Origin of the sequence: Stenotrophomonas sp. Sm10 (genome assembly GCF_030985515.1) — a bacterium.
GTDB classification, from domain to species: Bacteria; Pseudomonadota; Gammaproteobacteria; order Xanthomonadales; family Xanthomonadaceae; genus Stenotrophomonas; species Stenotrophomonas hibiscicola.
Genome location: NZ_JAPTFO010000019.1, coordinates 45,722 through 61,162, shown reverse-complemented (window position 1 = coordinate 61,162; position 15,441 = coordinate 45,722). Strand labels below are relative to the sequence as shown.

The following is a 15,441-nucleotide window of genomic DNA, read 5'->3' as shown; positions in this document are numbered from 1 at the left end:
GCCCCACCCCGCCCTCGACAGTTGGCCGCGATCTGTCGGAGGGTGCCGACCGTTGGTCGGCACTGATCGAATCCCGACCAACGCTCGGGATCCACTTTCAACCAACCGATGGGGTCAGATCCGTTTTCCTGTGGAAAACGGTTCTGACCCCAACCTTTCAAATGGCCGGCAACACGCTGGACGCCAGCGCTGACAACGGCGAGGATGGAGCCTGGTTCTTCTGGCCGGCCCTGCATGGCGCAACGCATCCTTGAACCCGGTGAGATCGAGACACTGGCCTCGCGCGATGTTCCGCGCATCATCCTGCCCGATGTCGCTTCCCTGTTCGCCGAGCGCGCGACACGCCTGCGCAGCCTGGCCGCGCACAGTGCCATCGGCGGTTACCTGCAGCTGCTGGCGGCGTTGGCAGATGCACAGCAGGCACTGCTGGACGAACTGACACCACAGCAACGCGAAGCGCTGCAATCGCAGGCACGTGCGCAGCAGTCGAGTGCGGCGGCCGGTGCCGGCATGCCGTTGCGGCCGGCCAACATGCTTCAGCTGGATGGATGCTGGCGCGACTGGCTGCGCCTGCTGTGCCAGCACTGTGCCGACGAGGCCGGGCTTCCGGTGGAAACCCGCCAGGAGCTGCATCGCGTCGCCGCGGCCGACGATGCCTGGCTGGATGCGCAGGCCCATGCCGTGCTGGAGCGTGATGACGCGCCATCGGTGGATGCGGTCGCTGCACTGCTGGTGATGAACGCACTGCAGGTTTACTGGGCGGTGCTCGCAGCCAGCTTCCGCCCCACCGACCTGAAGCCGCTGGCTGATGCGCCAGGGCTGTGCCCGCTGTGCGGCACGTTGCCGGTGACCAGCGTGGTGCAGGCACGCCCACCCTATGCATCTTACCGTTACCTGTCGTGCTCGCTGTGCGCCTGCCAGTGGCACTACGTGCGCGTGCAGTGCAGCCAGTGTGGTGCCGCCGGCAAGGACATCGCCTATCGCGCCCTGGCCGACGTGGACGGCGACAGCGGCGAGGCGGTGCGCGAGAGCGCGGTACGCGCCGAGACCTGCGACCACTGCCACGGCTATCGCAAGATCCTGTATCTGGAAAAGGACCCGTCACTGGAGCCGGTGGCCGATGACCTCGGCACGCTGGCGCTGGATCTGCTGCTGGCCGAGGAAGGCTATGCGCGTGCCAGCCAGAATCCTCTGCTGTGGCAGTCCGACGGCGATTGAGGCGATGACAGCCATGCCCCCCGCCCCGGCATCGGCCGCCGCCCTGCCCTCGCTGGACCGGGTGCTGCGCCTGCCTGCACTGGCGCCACTGATCGAAGGCCACGGTCGAAGCCGCATCACCCAGCTGCTGCGTTCGCACCTGCAGGTGCTGCGTGAGCGTGTAAGCGCCAGCCAGTTGTCGACCGCGCAGCTGCAGGAAGCGGTCGACGGCCCGGCGCTGGCGACGGCAGTCGAGGCCGCACTGGCAGCTGATGCACGGCTGGACCTGCAACCGATGTTCAACCTGACCGGCACCGTACTGCATACCAACCTGGGTCGCGCATTGCTGCCCGAGGCTGCGGTGCAGGCCGTCACCCGCGCGATGACCGCGCCGGTGGATCTGGAGTTCGACGTCATCCGTGGCCGTCGCGGCGACCGCGATGCACGGGTGCAGGCATTGATCTGCGAACTGACCGGCGCCGAAGCCGCCACCGTGGTCAACAACAATGCGGCGGCGGTCCTGCTGCTGCTCAACAGCCTGGCCAACCGCCGCGAGGTGGTGGTGTCGCGCGGCGAACTGGTGGAGATCGGCGGTGCCTTCCGCATCCCCGATGTGATGCGCAGCGCGGGCGCGCGGCTGCTGGAAGTGGGTACCACCAACCGTACCCATCCGGCCGACTTCACCAACGCCATCGGCGCGCGCACAGCGCTGCTGATGGAGGTGCATGCCAGCAACTACGCGATCACCGGATTCACTGCCAAGGTCGACACTGCCGCAATGGCTGCGATCGCGCACGAGCACGGCCTGCCGCTGGTGGTGGACCTGGGCAGTGGCAGCCTGTGCGATCTGGCGGCCTTCGGCCTGCCGCACGAGCCCACCGTGCAGGAAGCACTGGCGGCCGGCGCCGATCTGGTTTCGTTCAGTGGCGACAAACTGCTGGGCGGGCCCCAGGCCGGGATCATCGCCGGCCGCGCCGACCTGATTGCACGGATCAACCGCAACCCGCTGAAGCGGGCACTGCGCATGGACAAGATGGGCCTGGCCGCACTGGAAGCGGTGCTGGCCCTGTACCGCGAACCCGAGCTGCTGGCACAGCGGCTGCCGACACTACGCGCGCTCTCGCGCACGCAGGAGCATATCGATGCGCAGGCCCAGCGCCTGCTGCAGCCGATGCGTGCCTCGCTGGCGGCGGACTACACCCTCGAGCCTGCTTCGATGCACAGCCAGATCGGCAGCGGCGCCCAGCCACAGGCGCAGCTGGCCAGCGCCGGACTGCGCATTATCTGCGCGCGCCGTGGCGGACTGGATCGCTTGGCCAGGCATCTGCGTCAGCTGCCGCGCCCGGTGCTGGGCCGCATTGCCGATGACGCGTTGTGGCTGGACCTGCGCTGCCTGGAACCCGGGGACGAAGCGGCCTTCCTCGCCCAATGGAGCGCGCTGCAGGCATGATCGTCGGCACCGCCGGGCATATCGACCATGGCAAGACCAGCCTGGTACGCGCACTGACCGGCATCGAAACCGATCGCCTGCAGGAAGAGCGTACGCGCGGCATTTCGATCGAACTGGGCTACGCCTATGTCCCGGTGGAAAGCAGGGACGTCGAAGGTCCGGCCGCGACGCTGGGCTTCGTCGACGTTCCGGGCCATGAGCGCTTCGTGCACACGATGGTGGCCGGCGCCACGGGTATCGATGTCGCCCTGCTGGTGATCGCTGCCGACGACGGCGTGATGCCACAGACCCGCGAGCATCTGGCCATCCTGCAACTGCTGGGCGTGGACCGCGGTGCGGTGGCGCTCACCAAGATCGACCGTGTGGATGTAGCGCGCATCGCCCGGGTCGAGATCGAGATCGCTGCGCTGCTGGCCGGAACGCCGCTGCAGGATTCCCCTGTATTCGCCTGCAACAGCACCTCAGCTGATGATGCCGGCATCAGTGCACTGCGTACCCAGCTGCACGCGTGGGCGGCGGACGACGCCAACGCGCGCCAGGCCGCGCTGCGCAGCGAGCTGTTCCGCATGCCGGTGGACCGCGTGTTCTCGCTGGCCGGCCACGGCACGCTGGTGACTGGCGCGGTACATGGCGGCATCGCCTTGGTGGGTGAGCATCTGCACCTGATGCCGGCCGCCACTGAAGTGCGCATACGCAGCATCCACGCGCAGAACCAGGCCAGTGACCACGCGATGGCCGGGCAGCGCTGCGCGCTGAACCTGGCGGCCATCGCCCGTGATGACATCCGTCGCGGTGACTGGATCGCCGACGCACGCGCACTGCTGGCCACCACCCGCGTTGATGTGCGGTTGCGGCTGTCCGCGTTGGCCGCACCGTTGCGCGACTGGGCACCGCTGCATATCCACTGGGGCACGATGCACCGGCAGGCCCATGTGGTGCTGCTGGAGAACCATGACCACGGTGATGGGCAGTTGGTGCAGCTGGTGTTCGATGCTCCGGTCTGTGCGATGTGTGGCGACCGCTTCATTGCCCGCGATTCAGCGGCCACCCACACGCTGGGCGGCGGCCTCGTGCTCGATCCGGACCCGCCACAGCGGCGCCGACGCAGTCCTGCACGGCTCGCATGGCTGGGAGCACTGGAGCAACTGGCCGCGGGTGCGGGAATCGGCCCACTGTTGCAGCAGGCGCCCTTCGGTGTTGCCATGGCCGCGCTGCAGCGCTACTGCCGGCGCGCCGCCGACCGGATCGTTCTTCCCGCAGGCGCACAGCGCGTCATCACCCGCGAAGACACGGTGGTCATCCTCGCCTCGCACTGGCAGGCATTGCGCGAGCAGGTGATCGCCTCACTGCGTGGATGGCATGAGCGACGCCCGGACGAACCCGGTGTCGACAGCGGCCGCCTGCAGCGCAGCACCCTGCCCTCGCTTGCAGCGAGCCTCTGGAATGCCCTGCTGCAGGAGCTACTGGACGACGGCAGTGTGCAACGCGTGGGTGCCTGGTGGCGCCTGCCCGGCCATGACCATGCGCCACCGGAACGCGAGCGTCTGCTGCTGGAACGCGTGCTGCCGCAACTGCACGCCGGGGGCTTCGATCCACCGTGGGTGCGCACCCTGTCCGCGGAGATCGGAATGGCCGAAGACGAGATCCGCGCCGTCCTGCGCCGCGCCACCGCACGTGGCGAGCTGTTCCAGGTGGTGCCGGACCTGTTCTATGCACCCGCACGCATTGCCGAACTCGCCGCGATCGTCGCGCAGCTGTCACAGGCCAGCGGCACGGTGGATGCGGCCACCTTCCGCGATGCCATCGGCCTGGGCCGCAAGCGCAGCATCCAGATCTTGGAGTTCTTCAACCGCGTTGGCTACACTCGACGCGTCGGTGACCAGCATCGGCCGCGCGGCGACCTGCAGTGGAACGCAGCCCGCGACTGAGCCCACCGCTACCGCCGTACTTTCGGAAGGCATGCGCATCCGGGCATGCGGCTGGGCTTCAAACCCAGTAGGGGGCGTCGATCGTTCCCTGGTAGGTTCGACTCCTGCTGTCTTCCGCCATTCGTGTTTCCGCAGGAGATGTCGGCATGGCCACGCACGCGCAGTCCCCCGCCCCTTCAACGGCCGATGCCCCGCAACGACTGACCTCTCTCGCGCATGGCGGCGGCTGCGGCTGCAAGATCGCGCCGGGCGTGCTGAGCGAACTGCTGCGCGGCGTTCCAGCACTTCCGGCACCGGCCGAACTGCTGGTTGGCCGCGAGACCAGCGACGACGCCGCGGTGTACCGCCTCGATGATCGCCAGGCGATTGTCGCCACCACCGATTTCTTCATGCCGATCGTCGACGATCCGTTCGATTTCGGCCGCATCGCCGCCACCAACGCGTTGTCGGACCTGTACGCGATGGGCGCCCGGCCATTGTTCGCACTGGCCATCGTCGGCATGCCGATCAACACGCTGCCGCAGGACACCATCCGCAGCATCCTGCAGGGCGGAGAACGCGCCTGCGCCGACGCCGGCATCGTGGTGGCCGGCGGTCACAGCATCGATTCGGTGGAACCGATCTATGGCCTTGCCGCGATCGGCGTGCTCGATCCGCAACGCCTCAAGCGCAATGCCGATGCCCGTGCCGGCGATGTGCTGGTGCTGGGCAAGCCGCTGGGCGTGGGTGTGTATTCGTCAGCACTGAAGAAAGAAGTGCTGGATGCCGACGGCTACCGGCAGATGATCGCGTCGACCACCCGCCTGAACACCGTGGGCGTGCCCCTGGCTGCGCTGGACGGCGTGCATGCCATGACCGACGTCACCGGCTTCGGCCTGCTCGGCCACCTGCTGGAAGTGTGCCGCGCCAGTGGCGTTGCCGCCGAGGTGGACAGTGCACAGGTGCCGCTGCTGCCGCAGGCGCTGGAGCTGCTGCAGCGTGGCTGCGTGACCGGCGCATCCAACCGCAACTGGGCCTCGTATGGTGCCGAGGTGCGTTTCGCCGATGGGTTGCCGGCACACTGGCAGCCGCTGCTGACCGACCCGCAGACCAGCGGCGGCCTGCTGGTGTCCTGTGCCCCGGAAGCGGTGGACGCGGTGCTGGCCTGTTTCCACGACGCCGGGTTCGGTCAGGCGGCCGTGGTGGGGCACTTGGGCGAAGGAGCGCCGGGCGTCAGCGTGGTTTGAGGCGTGAAGGTTTGCCAACACGCCGCTCCCAGACACTTGAATTATGTCCAAAATATTGGACACTGAAACCATGAACCTGATCGACATCGGCAAGGCGGTTCGTGCCCGCCGTGAGCAGCTTGGCCTGTCGCAAGGCCAACTGGCTCATCTCAGCAGCCTTTCCCGGCAGACCGTGGTCGGCCTGGAGGGGGGCACCCTGAGCGACCTGGGTGTCAATCGCGTGGGACAGTTGATGGCCGTGCTCGGTCTGGATGTACCGGCACCCACCACCGAAAGCCGGCTGCGCAAGCAAGGCCTGAAAATGGCCGCACGCACCGCCAACGTGAGCTACGCAAGCGAACTGACGGCTGGCGAGCTGGCGCGCGTGCTGGTCAGTGGGGAAGTTCCTGCCACCTACGCAGCGCAGATGGTGCACCTGCTGGATGAAGCCCCTCCCGCCATGATGGTGATGGCGGTCGAGGAAGCTGCAATCGGCGCGCAGACGCCGCCACGGCGCATCTGGCGCAACGTGGCGAAGATGGCCAACACGCTTTCCGCCCATCGCAAGGACCTCTGGATGTGAACCGCGAATTGCCTGCCGGCGCCTGGCAGGCGCTGCTGCCCCGGGCACTTGTTCTCATCGGGGAGATCCGGCGCCACGGCGGCATCACCGACCCGTTCTGGACGTTGGGCGGCGGAACGGTACTGATGTTTCGACATCGGCACCGACTCAGCAAGGACATCGACATCTTCGTGCCGAACCCCCAGTACCTGGGCTTTGTCACTCCCCGCTTGAGCGATGTGGCCGCAAACCTGACCGGCGACTACAGCGAAGATCCCAGCGCCTGGGTCAAGCTTCAGTTCGAGGAAGGCGAGGTGGATTTCGTCGCGGCTCCCAATCTTCTCGATGATGCCTGGGAGGAATGGACGATCGATGGTCAGCGCATACGGGTGGAAACGTCGGCGGAAATCATCGCCAAGAAAATGTTCCATCGTGGGCATCGAACAACGGCCCGAGACCTGTTCGATCTTGCGCTGGTCATCGAACGCGAGCCGGACGCGCTGGCGGCCGCCGCAGACGCACTGGTCCGCCATCGATCAACGTTTCTTGATCAGATCCGCAATCCCCATCCGACATTGAAGATTGCGTTCAAGGCCATCGACACGCTGGACTACACGCCAGGCTTCGACCACTGCGTCGCGATTGCCGGGGACTACCTGGAAGGACTTTGATCCTCCCAGGCGATCGCGCAGAACATCATTCGATGTTCTGCACCTGCTCGCGGATCTGGTCGATCAGCACCTTCAGCTCCACCGCGGCATTGGACGTGCGGCTGTCCACCGACTTCGAGCCCAGCGTGTTGGCTTCGCGGTTGAACTCCTGCAGCAGGAAGTCCAGGCGGCGGCCGACCGGCTCGCGCTGCTTGAGCACACGGCGGATCTCGACGATGTGGCTGCCGAGGCGGTCCAGCTCTTCATCCACGTCCAGCTTCTGCAGCCACAGCACCAGTTCCTGCTCGGCGCGGCCGGGGTCGACCGGGTGCGGCAGGTCGGCCAGGCGTGCGGCCAGCTTGGCGCGCTGGCCGTCGCGAATGGCCGGAATCAGCGTACGGACTTCAGTGGCGATGCGTTCGATGCCGTCCACGCGCTCACTGATGGCCGCCGACAACTTGCCGCCTTCGCGCTCACGGGCCTCGACGAAACCTTCCAGCACCTGGTCCAGCAGCGCCAGTGCCTCGGCCTGGAGAGCGGCGGCATCGGTGGCCTCGCCACGGGTCACGCCCGGCAGCTGCAGCAGGTCGGTGAAGCTGACCTGCAGGTTGGGGAAATCGGAGGTCAGGCGGTGCGCCAGGCGGCCCAGCTGGCCCAGCAGGGCCTCGTCCACCTGCAGGTTGGCCGCCGCTTCCGGCGCGCGCAGGCGCATCACCAGATCCAGCTTGCCACGGCTCAGGCGCGCGGCGATGCGCTCGCGCAGCTGCGGTTCGAGCGCCCGCAGTTCCTCGGGCAGGCGGGTGCCGACCTCCAGGAAACGGTGGTTGACCGAGCGCAGCTCGCAGCCCAACGTGCCCCACGGGGTGACCCGCTCGCCGCCGGCATAGGCGGTCATGCTTCGAATCATGGATTGTGTCCGGTGCGTGCAAAGGGGGAATGGTACCCTAGCGCCCTCACCAGAGCCCCCTTGCCCGCCCCGTGAAGGCCGCGGGCGTGGCGGCGTACTCCCTTGCCATTACGGAACCCGCACCATGTCCGATTCCCGCCCCAGCGGCCGCCAGCCCGACCAGCTCCGCCCGGTCGTCATCCAACGCGGCTTCACCCGCCACGCCGAAGGTTCGGTGCTGGTGTGCTTCGGCGAAACCCGCGTGCTGTGCACCGCCAGCGTCGAGAACCGCGTGCCGGGCTTCCTGCGCGGCAAGGGCGAAGGCTGGGTCACCGCCGAGTACGGCATGCTGCCGCGCGCCACCCATACCCGCAGCGACCGCGAAGCGGCCCGTGGCAAGCAGGGCGGCCGCACGCTGGAGATCCAGCGCCTGATCGGCCGCAGCCTGCGTGCCTGCGTGGACCGCAATGCGCTGGGCGAACGCACCATCACCCTCGACTGCGACGTGCTGCAGGCCGACGGTGGTACCCGCACCGCCGCCATCACCGGCGCCTATGTGGCGCTGGTCGATGCGGTGAACGTGCTGATGAAGCGTGGCGACATCAAGCGCAACCCGGTCCTGGGCGCAGTGGCTGCCGTGTCGGTAGGCGTGTACCGCGGCACCCCGGTGCTGGACCTGGACTACGCCGAAGACAGCGACTGCGACACCGACATGAACGTGGTGATGAACGACGGTGGCGGCTTCATCGAGCTGCAGGGCACCGCCGAAGGCCACGCCTTCCGTCGCGATGAACTGGACGCGCTGCTGGGCTTGGCCGAGAAGGGCGTGGCCGAGCTGCTGGCCGCGCAGCAGGCGGCGCTGTCGGCATGAACCGCCGCATCGCCCTGACCACCCTGGTGGTGGCCGACTATGACGAAGCCATTGCCTGGTACACCGGCAAGCTCGGCTTCGCACTGTTGGAGGACATCGACCAGGGCCACAAGCGCTGGGTGGTGGTCGGCCCGACAGACGGCAGCGCCGCCGCCCTGCTGCTGGCCCGCGCCAGCGACGAGGAACAGCGCAGCCGCATCGGCAACCAGACCGGCGGCCGCGTCGGCTTCTTCCTCAACACCGACGACTTCCGCCGCGACCACGCGGCGATGGTCGCCGCCGGCGTCGAGTTCCTGGAAGCGTCGCGCGAAGAACCCTATGCAACGGTTGCGGTATTCCGCGATCTGTATGGCAACACCTGGGACCTGCTGGAGCCCCGTCAATGAAGAAACTGGTACTGGCCAGCCACAACGCCGGCAAGCTGGTGGAGATGCAGGAGATCCTTGCCGATCTGCCGCTGCAGATCACCTCGGCCGCCGAACTGGGCCTGGGCGATGTGGAAGAGACCGGCCTGACCTTCGTCGAGAACGCGCTGCTGAAGGCACGCGCGGCCTGCGAAGCGACCGGCCTGCCGGCGCTGGCCGATGATTCGGGCCTGATCGTCGATGCCCTCGGCGGTGCGCCGGGCCTGTACAGCGCACGCTATGCCGGCCACCCGACCAATGCTGCGGCCAACAATGCCAAGCTGCTGGACGCGATGGCCGACATTCCCGATGGCCAGCGCAGCGCCCGCTTCTATGCGGTGATCGTGCTGCTGCGCCACGCCACCGACCCGCAGCCGCTGATCTGCGAAGGCCGCTGGGAAGGCCAGATCATCCGCGAACTGCGCGGCACCAATGGTTTCGGCTACAACCCGGTATTCCTGGACACAACCCACGGCCTGACCGCCGCGGAAATGGAGCCGGCACTGAAGAACGCCATCAGCCACCGCGCCATTGCCCTGCAGCAGCTCAAGCAGCAACTGGCGACGCTGTACTGACGCCACCCGATCGACCCTGGGAAGCCGGCCAGCGGCCGGCACTACCGAAGAAGCCCATGCCGCACGCCCACGACCACTGCAACCACCTGCCCGGCGAAGCCTGCTCCGCCGACAACGACAACCCGCCGCGGCTGGTGCCGCCACCGCTGTCGTTGTACGTGCACCTGCCGTGGTGCGTGCGCAAATGCCCGTACTGCGATTTCAATTCGCACCAGGCCAAGGGCGAGCTGCCGTTCGACGCTTATATCGATGCGCTGCTGCGCGACCTCGACCAGGACCTGCCGCTGGTCTGGGGCCGGGTGGTGCACAGCGTGTTCTTCGGTGGCGGCACGCCCAGCCTGTTCCCGCCGGAGGCGATCGACCGCTTCCTGCAGCAGGCCAGCGCGCGCCTGCGCTTTGCCCCCAACGCCGAAATCACCTTGGAAACCAACCCGGGCACCGCCGAGCATGGCCGCTTCGACCGCTACCGCGCGGCCGGCGTCAACCGCCTCAGCTTCGGCATCCAGAGTTTCGACGATGCGATGCTCAAGCGCCTGGGCCGCATCCACGACAGTGGCGAAGCCGAGCGCGCGGTAAAGATGGCGCAGGACGCGGGCTACGACAACTTCAACATCGACCTGATGTATGCGCTGCCGGAACAGACCCTGGCCGGTGCCGAGGCCGACCTGGAACGCGCGTTCGCGCTGCAGCCGGCACACATCTCCCACTACCAGCTGACCCTGGAACCGAACACGGTGTTCTTCGCGCGGCCGCCGCAGGGCATTCCCGACGAAGACAACGCCTGGGACATGCAGGAACACTGCCAGGCATTGCTGGCACAGGCCGGTTTCGGCCAGTACGAGGTCAGCGCCTATGCGCGCCCCGGCCGGCAGAGCGCGCACAACCTGAACTACTGGCGCTTCGGCGACTACCTGGGCATCGGTGCCGGCGCGCACGGCAAGATCAGTTCCGGCGCCGAGGAGCATGTGCTGCGGCGTTGGAAGCTGAAGCACCCGCAGGCCTACCTGGACAGCGCCGGCACGCCCGCCTCGTTCGGCGGCGACGACGTGATCGCGCCGGAGCGCCTGCCGTTCGAATACATGCTCAACCTGCTGCGCCTGCACGAAGGTTTTGGCCTGCGCGATTTCGAGTCGCGCACGGGGCTGCCGCGCAGCGTGCTGGACGCTCCCCTGGCCGAGGCCGTGCAGCGCGGCTGGCTGGACATGACCGATGGCCATGTGCAGCCGACCGAGCTGGGCCGCCGATTCACCAACGATGTGGTGAGCCTGTTCCTGGAGGAGTGATCTTCGCTTGGCAGAGGGTAGTGCCGGCCACTGGCACTCCGGTAAAGACAGCGCTGCCGGCCAGCGGCCGGCAGTACCGCACATCAGGGCCATACCGGGCGGATGCGATTCCCGTTCAGCCTAAAGTAGCGCCGACTGCGGCCGACACGGTAGATTCACAAGATCGATCCGCGGGAATCCGGATACCGCCTGCCGATGTCAGCTGTCTTTTCCCTCACCTCCGCCGACAAAGCCCGGCTCGCCGCCAGCAACCTGCCACCGCGGGTGCGCGAGTTGTTGGGTGCGTTGATCGGCCTCTGCCGACAGACGCTGGCCGCGCCGCTGATCCTGACCGTCGAAGCGTTGGAGCAGACCCTGCTGCACGATGCCGATCGCGCACGCAATCCGCAGCAGCAGGCCGAGCTGATGGCCCAGCGTGATCAGTTGCACGCCTTTTCCGGTCATTTCGCTGACCGCATGCTTGATGCCGTGGCCGATGCGCTGATACGGCTGCGCGAACCCACGGCCCACTTCAGCCCCGGTTCCACGCCACCGCCGCTGCCCGGCATGCTCGGGCTGTCGCTGGTCGATGAACATGAAGTGGACCGCGACCTGCTGCTGACCGAGATGGTGCGGCGGGAGACGCTGCGTTCGACCAACACGCTCAACTTGCTGGGCCAACGCCTGGGCGTACTGGCGGCAGCACCGGCCTTCGAGGCCGACACCCTGCCGCTGGCACCGCAGGCACTGTGCGCCATGCTGCGCCGGATTGCCGAACAGGATTCGCTCACCGTCGACGTTCAGCTGGCGCTGTACCGCAGCTTCGAACGCCAGGTGCTGGAACGCCTGGGCGACATCCTCGACCGTGCCAATGCCCTGTTGGCCCAGCACGGCGTGCTGCCCGGCCTGGTCTACACCCCCTATCTGGCGCGTTCATCAAGCACCCGGCGGATCATCACCCAGTCGGTGGGCGGTGGTCGCGCCACGCAGCCGGCAAAGCGTGCCGCCGCGCCACTGACCGGCTGGAACGGATCGGCACCGGCCGGCTCCTGGTCGAGCCTGGTGCAGGACGCTTTCCAGGATGACAGCACAGCCGGCGCGGCCTCGCCGGGCCTGACCACCTCCACGGGCCGCGCGCTGCATGCGCTGCTGCAGCAGGCACGCCATGCCAGCGCAGCACCTGCGGATCGCGATGCAGTGCCGAGCGCGGCCGTGGATGCGGTTCTCGCACGCCTGCAGGCGCAGTCCAGCGCCGCCACCGGCGTAGCCGACCTGCAGGCGGCCGTGGTGGCGCAACTGCGCAGCGAGCATGGCACGCAGGCCCAGCTGGGCAGCCACGAGCGCGACAGCCTCGACCTGCTGCGCATGCTGATGCAGCAGGTGCAACAGCAGCAGCGTCCCGATCCAGTGCCGGCCGCGCTGCTGGCGCGCCTGCAGGTACCCCTGGCACGCGCCGCCATGGCCGATCCGGGCTTCTTCGTGCGCGACGAACACCCCGCGCGCGAGCTGCTCAACCAGATTGCCGAAGTCGGCGCCCACTGGCTGGGCGACGATGATGTCGACCCGCAGTTGCTGCAGCGCATGGCGCAGAGCGTGCAGGGCCTGCTGGGCCAGGATGCGCGGGCGCCGGAGGCCTTCGCCAGCGCGAACGAGGAAGTGCAGCAGCATCAGCGCGCCGCAGCGCATCGCGCCGAGCTGGCCGAGCGCCGCCATGTGGAAGCCGCCCGCGGCAAGGAGCGGCTGGAACTTGCCCGCCGCCAGGCCACCGCGCAGATCGACCAGTGCTGCGACGCGCAGTCGCCGCCGCGCTTCGTGCAGACCCTGCTGCGCCAGGCCTGGGCCGATGCACTGACCCTCACCCGCCTGCGCCATGGCGACGATTCACCGCAGTGGCAGGAACGACTGCAACAGACCGAGCGCATCGCTGCCATTACCGCCCAGGCCATCGATGCCCCCGGCGGCACCGATACCGCGCTGGCAGCGGACGTGGAGGCGGCCCTGCTGCAGGTCGGCTACCACGCCGAGGAAGCCGCCGCCGTCGCGCGCAGGCTGGCCACGCCCGGTGGCGAGGATGAAAGCACCTCGCGTACCGAGCTCAGCGCACGCCTGAAGGCACGTGCGCGCCTGGGCGAGCACGCTGGTACACCCACCGGCACCTCGCCTGCAACGCCCCGCAGCAGTGCCGAAGAAGCCGCCTACCAGCAACTGTCCACGCTCCCGTTCGGCAGCTGGTTCGACATCGATACCGGTGATGGCACGCTGCGACGCCAGCGCCTGTCCTGGTACAGCCTGCTGACCGGCCACGCCCTGTTCGTCAATCCGCGCGGGCAGAAGATCGCCGATACCGACCTTGATACGCTGGCCCGGCAGATCAGTGCCGGCCGCGCGCAGCTGGTCACCGAAGACAAGGGCCGGCTGGTCGACCGTGCCTGGGAAGCCAGCCTCGGCACGCTGCGCGCACTGGCCACGGGCCGCGCACAGGAGACCCCCGCATGAAGGCCGTACCGCCGCAGGACACCCGCCGCGCGCCGCGCCGCCAGGTCTCGGACCTGGTGCCGGTCACCGACCAGATGCGCGAGTGCGTGGTCGGGCGCCTCGGCAATGTCTCCGAAACCGGCATGCTGATGCTGGCCAGCGTGCCGCTGCGCGAGGATGCGCTGTACCAGCTGCGCTTCCCGTTGCCACTGGGTGATGGCCGCCAGCAGGCCATCGACGTGGGCGTGCATCTGCTATGGAGCGAGCCCGCGCACGTACCAGGGCAGAGCTGGACCGGCTTCCGCTTCCTCACCCTGTCACGCGAGCATCGGCAGCTGCTGCGGCAGTGGGTGGGCGAGGACGGCGACGAGGGACCGGTTTCGACGGCCTGAGTGCCGGTTCCGGCACAGCGGTTTTTCGCGGTATGCGGCAGAATCTAGGACCGTTTTCCGTGTCGAGCCACCGCAATGATCCAGCAAGACCCCGGCGCCCTGTATTCCGACCACCTGGCCGTGCTGTGCCGACGTGCCGAACAGGCGCTGGCCCGCGGCGGCTTCGACCATCTGGTGGTGCCCAGCGGCACCCTGCACTACCAGGTGTTCGACGACCGCGATTACCCGTATGCGGTCAATCCTCAGTTCAAGGCCTGGTTGCCGCTGACCCGCGTGCCCAACAGCTGGATCGTGTTTACTCCGGGCAAGCGCCCGGCCGTGATCTTCCACCAGCCCTTCGACTACTGGCACGTGGTGCCGGACGCCCCCAGCGGCTGGTGGGTGGAGCACTTCGACATCCACATCATCCGCAAGCCGGACGAAGCACTGGCCCTGCTGCCGGCCGACCCGTCACGCTGCGCCATCCTCGGCGAGCCGCAGAGCGCGCTGGGCAACTACGTGCCGAACAACCCGGCGCCGGTGGTGAACTACCTGGAATGGCACCGCGGCAGCAAGACGCCGTATGAAATCGCACTGATGCGCCAGGCCCAGGTGCTGGGCGTGCGCGGCCACCGCGCCGCCGAGGCCGCGTTCCGCAACGGTGCCGACGAATTCAGCATCCACATGGCGTACTGCCAGGCGGTGGGCCAGGATGCCAACGAGCTGCCGTACGGCAACATCGTGGCGTTGAACGAACACGCCGCCGTGCTGCACTACACCGAGCTGGGTCGCAAGGCACCGCAACCGCTGCGCAGCTTCCTGATCGATGCCGGTGCCAGCGCGTACGGCTACGCCAGTGACATCACCCGCACCTACGCCGCCCAGGGCCACGACGAATTCGCCGCGATGATCGCCGCCGTCGACGCCGCCCAGCAGCAGATGTGCGCGGCGGTGCGCCCGGGCTTCGACTACAAGCAGCTGCACGTGGACGCGCATCTTTCGCTGATGGGCGTGCTGAAGGACTTCGGCGTGATCAAGGTCTCGCCGCAGACCGCGCTGGAGACCGGCGTCAGCGCCGCGTTCTTCCCGCACGGCATCGGCCACCTGATCGGCCTGCAGGTGCACGACGTGGCCGGCTTCGCGGCCAGCGACGAAGGCGGCCGCATCGAACGCCCGGCCGGCCACCCGTACCTGCGCCTGACCCGCGTGCTGGAACCGGGCATGGTGGTGACCATCGAACCGGGCCTGTACTTCATCGACATGCTGTTGAACCAAGTGAAGGACGCCGGCCATGGTGATGCGATCAACTGGGACCGTGTGGACTTCTTCCGTCCGTATGGCGGCATCCGCATCGAAGACGAAGTGCTGTGCACTGAGGGCGAGGCGGACAACCTGACGCGGCCGGCGTTTGCGGCGGCGAACGGCTGAGCCCCTCGTGGTTGGTCGCTTGGAGCAAAAGCCGCGCTTTGCCGGGCGGGGTGGGTTTGCAGGACACGCCGTAAACCCATCCATGGGGGCTCGATGGCGCCATCCATGGCGCCAACGGTCCCTGCAAACCCACGCCGCCCGGCCTTTGACAGTTTCCTGCGTGCGTCCAACCACGGA

At 67.9% G+C, this 15,441-nt stretch carries 15 protein-coding genes and 1 tRNA gene; 15 read left to right on the top strand and 1 reads right to left on the bottom strand.

Going from position 1 to position 15,441, the window contains the following annotated elements:
• From O0J15_RS07890 to O0J15_RS07855, 8 genes are all read left to right on the top strand, one after another.
• On the top strand, window positions 1–254 hold a 254-nt coding region (locus O0J15_RS07890; RefSeq protein ID WP_308305445.1), incomplete at its 5' end, for a hypothetical protein.
• Complete coding sequence (gene fdhE, locus O0J15_RS07885) at window positions 235–1,218, top strand: formate dehydrogenase accessory protein FdhE (protein ID WP_308305444.1); 984 nt, start codon at window positions 235–237, stop codon at window positions 1,216–1,218. The genes O0J15_RS07890 and fdhE, both read left to right, overlap by 20 nt.
• A gap of 4 nt (window positions 1,219–1,222) precedes the next feature.
• Complete coding sequence (gene selA, locus O0J15_RS07880; RefSeq protein ID WP_308305443.1) at window positions 1,223–2,647, top strand: L-seryl-tRNA(Sec) selenium transferase; 1,425 nt, start codon at window positions 1,223–1,225, stop codon at window positions 2,645–2,647.
• A complete protein-coding gene (selB, locus tag O0J15_RS07875; RefSeq protein WP_308305442.1) occupies window positions 2,644–4,575 on the top strand; it encodes a selenocysteine-specific translation elongation factor in 1,932 nt (643 codons plus the stop codon). The genes selA and selB overlap by 4 nt, the downstream gene beginning before the upstream one ends.
• A 24-nt stretch (window positions 4,576–4,599) precedes the next feature.
• Window positions 4,600–4,695, top strand: a tRNA-Sec gene (locus O0J15_RS07870).
• Between the two features lie 26 nt (window positions 4,696–4,721).
• The gene (selD, locus tag O0J15_RS07865) at window positions 4,722–5,801 is read left to right on the top strand and encodes a selenide, water dikinase SelD (protein ID WP_308305441.1); all 1,080 of its coding nucleotides are present in this window, start codon (window positions 4,722–4,724) and stop codon (window positions 5,799–5,801) included.
• A gap of 70 nt (window positions 5,802–5,871) precedes the next feature.
• Window positions 5,872–6,363, top strand: coding sequence for a helix-turn-helix domain-containing protein (locus tag O0J15_RS07860; protein WP_019661990.1), 492 nt, complete (start codon window positions 5,872–5,874; stop codon window positions 6,361–6,363).
• Window positions 6,360–7,013, top strand: a complete 654-nt coding sequence (locus tag O0J15_RS07855; protein WP_308305440.1) for a nucleotidyl transferase AbiEii/AbiGii toxin family protein — start codon at window positions 6,360–6,362, stop codon at window positions 7,011–7,013. Before O0J15_RS07860 ends, O0J15_RS07855 begins: the two co-directional genes overlap by 4 nt.
• Before the next feature lie 25 nt (window positions 7,014–7,038).
• Here the strand turns inward: O0J15_RS07855 and O0J15_RS07850 are convergent, their stop codons facing one another.
• Window positions 7,039–7,899 carry a YicC/YloC family endoribonuclease gene (locus O0J15_RS07850; protein WP_308305439.1) on the bottom strand — a complete coding sequence of 287 codons (861 nt, stop codon included), beginning with the start codon at window positions 7,897–7,899 and terminating at the stop codon, window positions 7,039–7,041.
• 124 nt (window positions 7,900–8,023) lie between these two features.
• Between O0J15_RS07850 and rph the strand changes: the two genes are divergently transcribed.
• The 7 genes from rph (at window position 8,024) to pepQ (ending at window position 15,264) form a co-directional block, all read left to right on the top strand.
• Window positions 8,024–8,749 (top strand): ribonuclease PH, encoded by a 726-nt coding sequence (gene rph, locus O0J15_RS07845; RefSeq protein WP_014648280.1) that lies wholly within the window; start codon window positions 8,024–8,026, stop codon window positions 8,747–8,749.
• Window positions 8,746–9,135 carry a VOC family protein gene (locus O0J15_RS07840; RefSeq protein ID WP_308305438.1) on the top strand — a complete coding sequence of 130 codons (390 nt, stop codon included), beginning with the start codon at window positions 8,746–8,748 and terminating at the stop codon, window positions 9,133–9,135. Before rph ends, O0J15_RS07840 begins: the two co-directional genes overlap by 4 nt.
• The gene (rdgB, locus tag O0J15_RS07835; protein WP_005410891.1) at window positions 9,132–9,728 is read left to right on the top strand and encodes an RdgB/HAM1 family non-canonical purine NTP pyrophosphatase; all 597 of its coding nucleotides are present in this window, start codon (window positions 9,132–9,134) and stop codon (window positions 9,726–9,728) included. The genes O0J15_RS07840 and rdgB overlap by 4 nt, the downstream gene beginning before the upstream one ends.
• Window positions 9,729–9,784: 56 nt before the next feature.
• Complete coding sequence (gene hemW / locus O0J15_RS07830; protein WP_308305437.1) at window positions 9,785–11,011, top strand: radical SAM family heme chaperone HemW; 1,227 nt, start codon at window positions 9,785–9,787, stop codon at window positions 11,009–11,011.
• Window positions 11,012–11,206: 195 nt separating this feature from the next.
• Window positions 11,207–13,486: a DUF1631 family protein gene (locus O0J15_RS07825; RefSeq protein ID WP_308305436.1), complete on the top strand. Its 2,280-nt coding sequence runs from the start codon at window positions 11,207–11,209 to the stop codon at window positions 13,484–13,486.
• Window positions 13,483–13,857 carry a PilZ domain-containing protein gene (locus tag O0J15_RS07820; protein WP_021203954.1) on the top strand — a complete coding sequence of 125 codons (375 nt, stop codon included), beginning with the start codon at window positions 13,483–13,485 and terminating at the stop codon, window positions 13,855–13,857. The genes O0J15_RS07825 and O0J15_RS07820 overlap by 4 nt, the downstream gene beginning before the upstream one ends.
• A 75-nt stretch (window positions 13,858–13,932) precedes the next feature.
• Window positions 13,933–15,264, top strand: coding sequence for a Xaa-Pro dipeptidase (gene pepQ, locus O0J15_RS07815; RefSeq protein WP_308305435.1), 1,332 nt, complete (start codon window positions 13,933–13,935; stop codon window positions 15,262–15,264).
• The last annotated feature ends 177 nt before the right edge of the window (window positions 15,265–15,441 follow it).

Excerpts from the sequence above, each read along its gene's own strand:
- pepQ (WP_308305435.1), top strand. The coding sequence starts at position 13,933 with ATGATCCAGCAAGACCCCGGCGCCCTGTATTCCGACCACCTGGCCGTG.
- O0J15_RS07820 (WP_021203954.1), top strand. The coding sequence starts at position 13,483 with ATGAAGGCCGTACCGCCGCAGGACACCCGCCGCGCGCCGCGCCGCCAG.
- selA (WP_308305443.1), top strand. The coding sequence starts at position 1,223 with ATGACAGCCATGCCCCCCGCCCCGGCATCGGCCGCCGCCCTGCCCTCG.
- selD (WP_308305441.1), top strand. The coding sequence starts at position 4,722 with ATGGCCACGCACGCGCAGTCCCCCGCCCCTTCAACGGCCGATGCCCCG.
- rdgB (WP_005410891.1), top strand. The coding sequence starts at position 9,132 with ATGAAGAAACTGGTACTGGCCAGCCACAACGCCGGCAAGCTGGTGGAG.
- O0J15_RS07860 (WP_019661990.1), top strand. The coding sequence starts at position 5,872 with ATGAACCTGATCGACATCGGCAAGGCGGTTCGTGCCCGCCGTGAGCAG.
- O0J15_RS07850 (WP_308305439.1), bottom strand. The coding sequence starts at position 7,899 with ATGATTCGAAGCATGACCGCCTATGCCGGCGGCGAGCGGGTCACCCCG.
- fdhE (WP_308305444.1), top strand. The coding sequence starts at position 235 with ATGGCGCAACGCATCCTTGAACCCGGTGAGATCGAGACACTGGCCTCG.
- O0J15_RS07840 (WP_308305438.1), top strand. The coding sequence starts at position 8,746 with ATGAACCGCCGCATCGCCCTGACCACCCTGGTGGTGGCCGACTATGAC.
- hemW (WP_308305437.1), top strand. The coding sequence starts at position 9,785 with ATGCCGCACGCCCACGACCACTGCAACCACCTGCCCGGCGAAGCCTGC.
- rph (WP_014648280.1), top strand. The coding sequence starts at position 8,024 with ATGTCCGATTCCCGCCCCAGCGGCCGCCAGCCCGACCAGCTCCGCCCG.
- selB (WP_308305442.1), top strand. The coding sequence starts at position 2,644 with ATGATCGTCGGCACCGCCGGGCATATCGACCATGGCAAGACCAGCCTG.
- O0J15_RS07825 (WP_308305436.1), top strand. The coding sequence starts at position 11,207 with ATGTCAGCTGTCTTTTCCCTCACCTCCGCCGACAAAGCCCGGCTCGCC.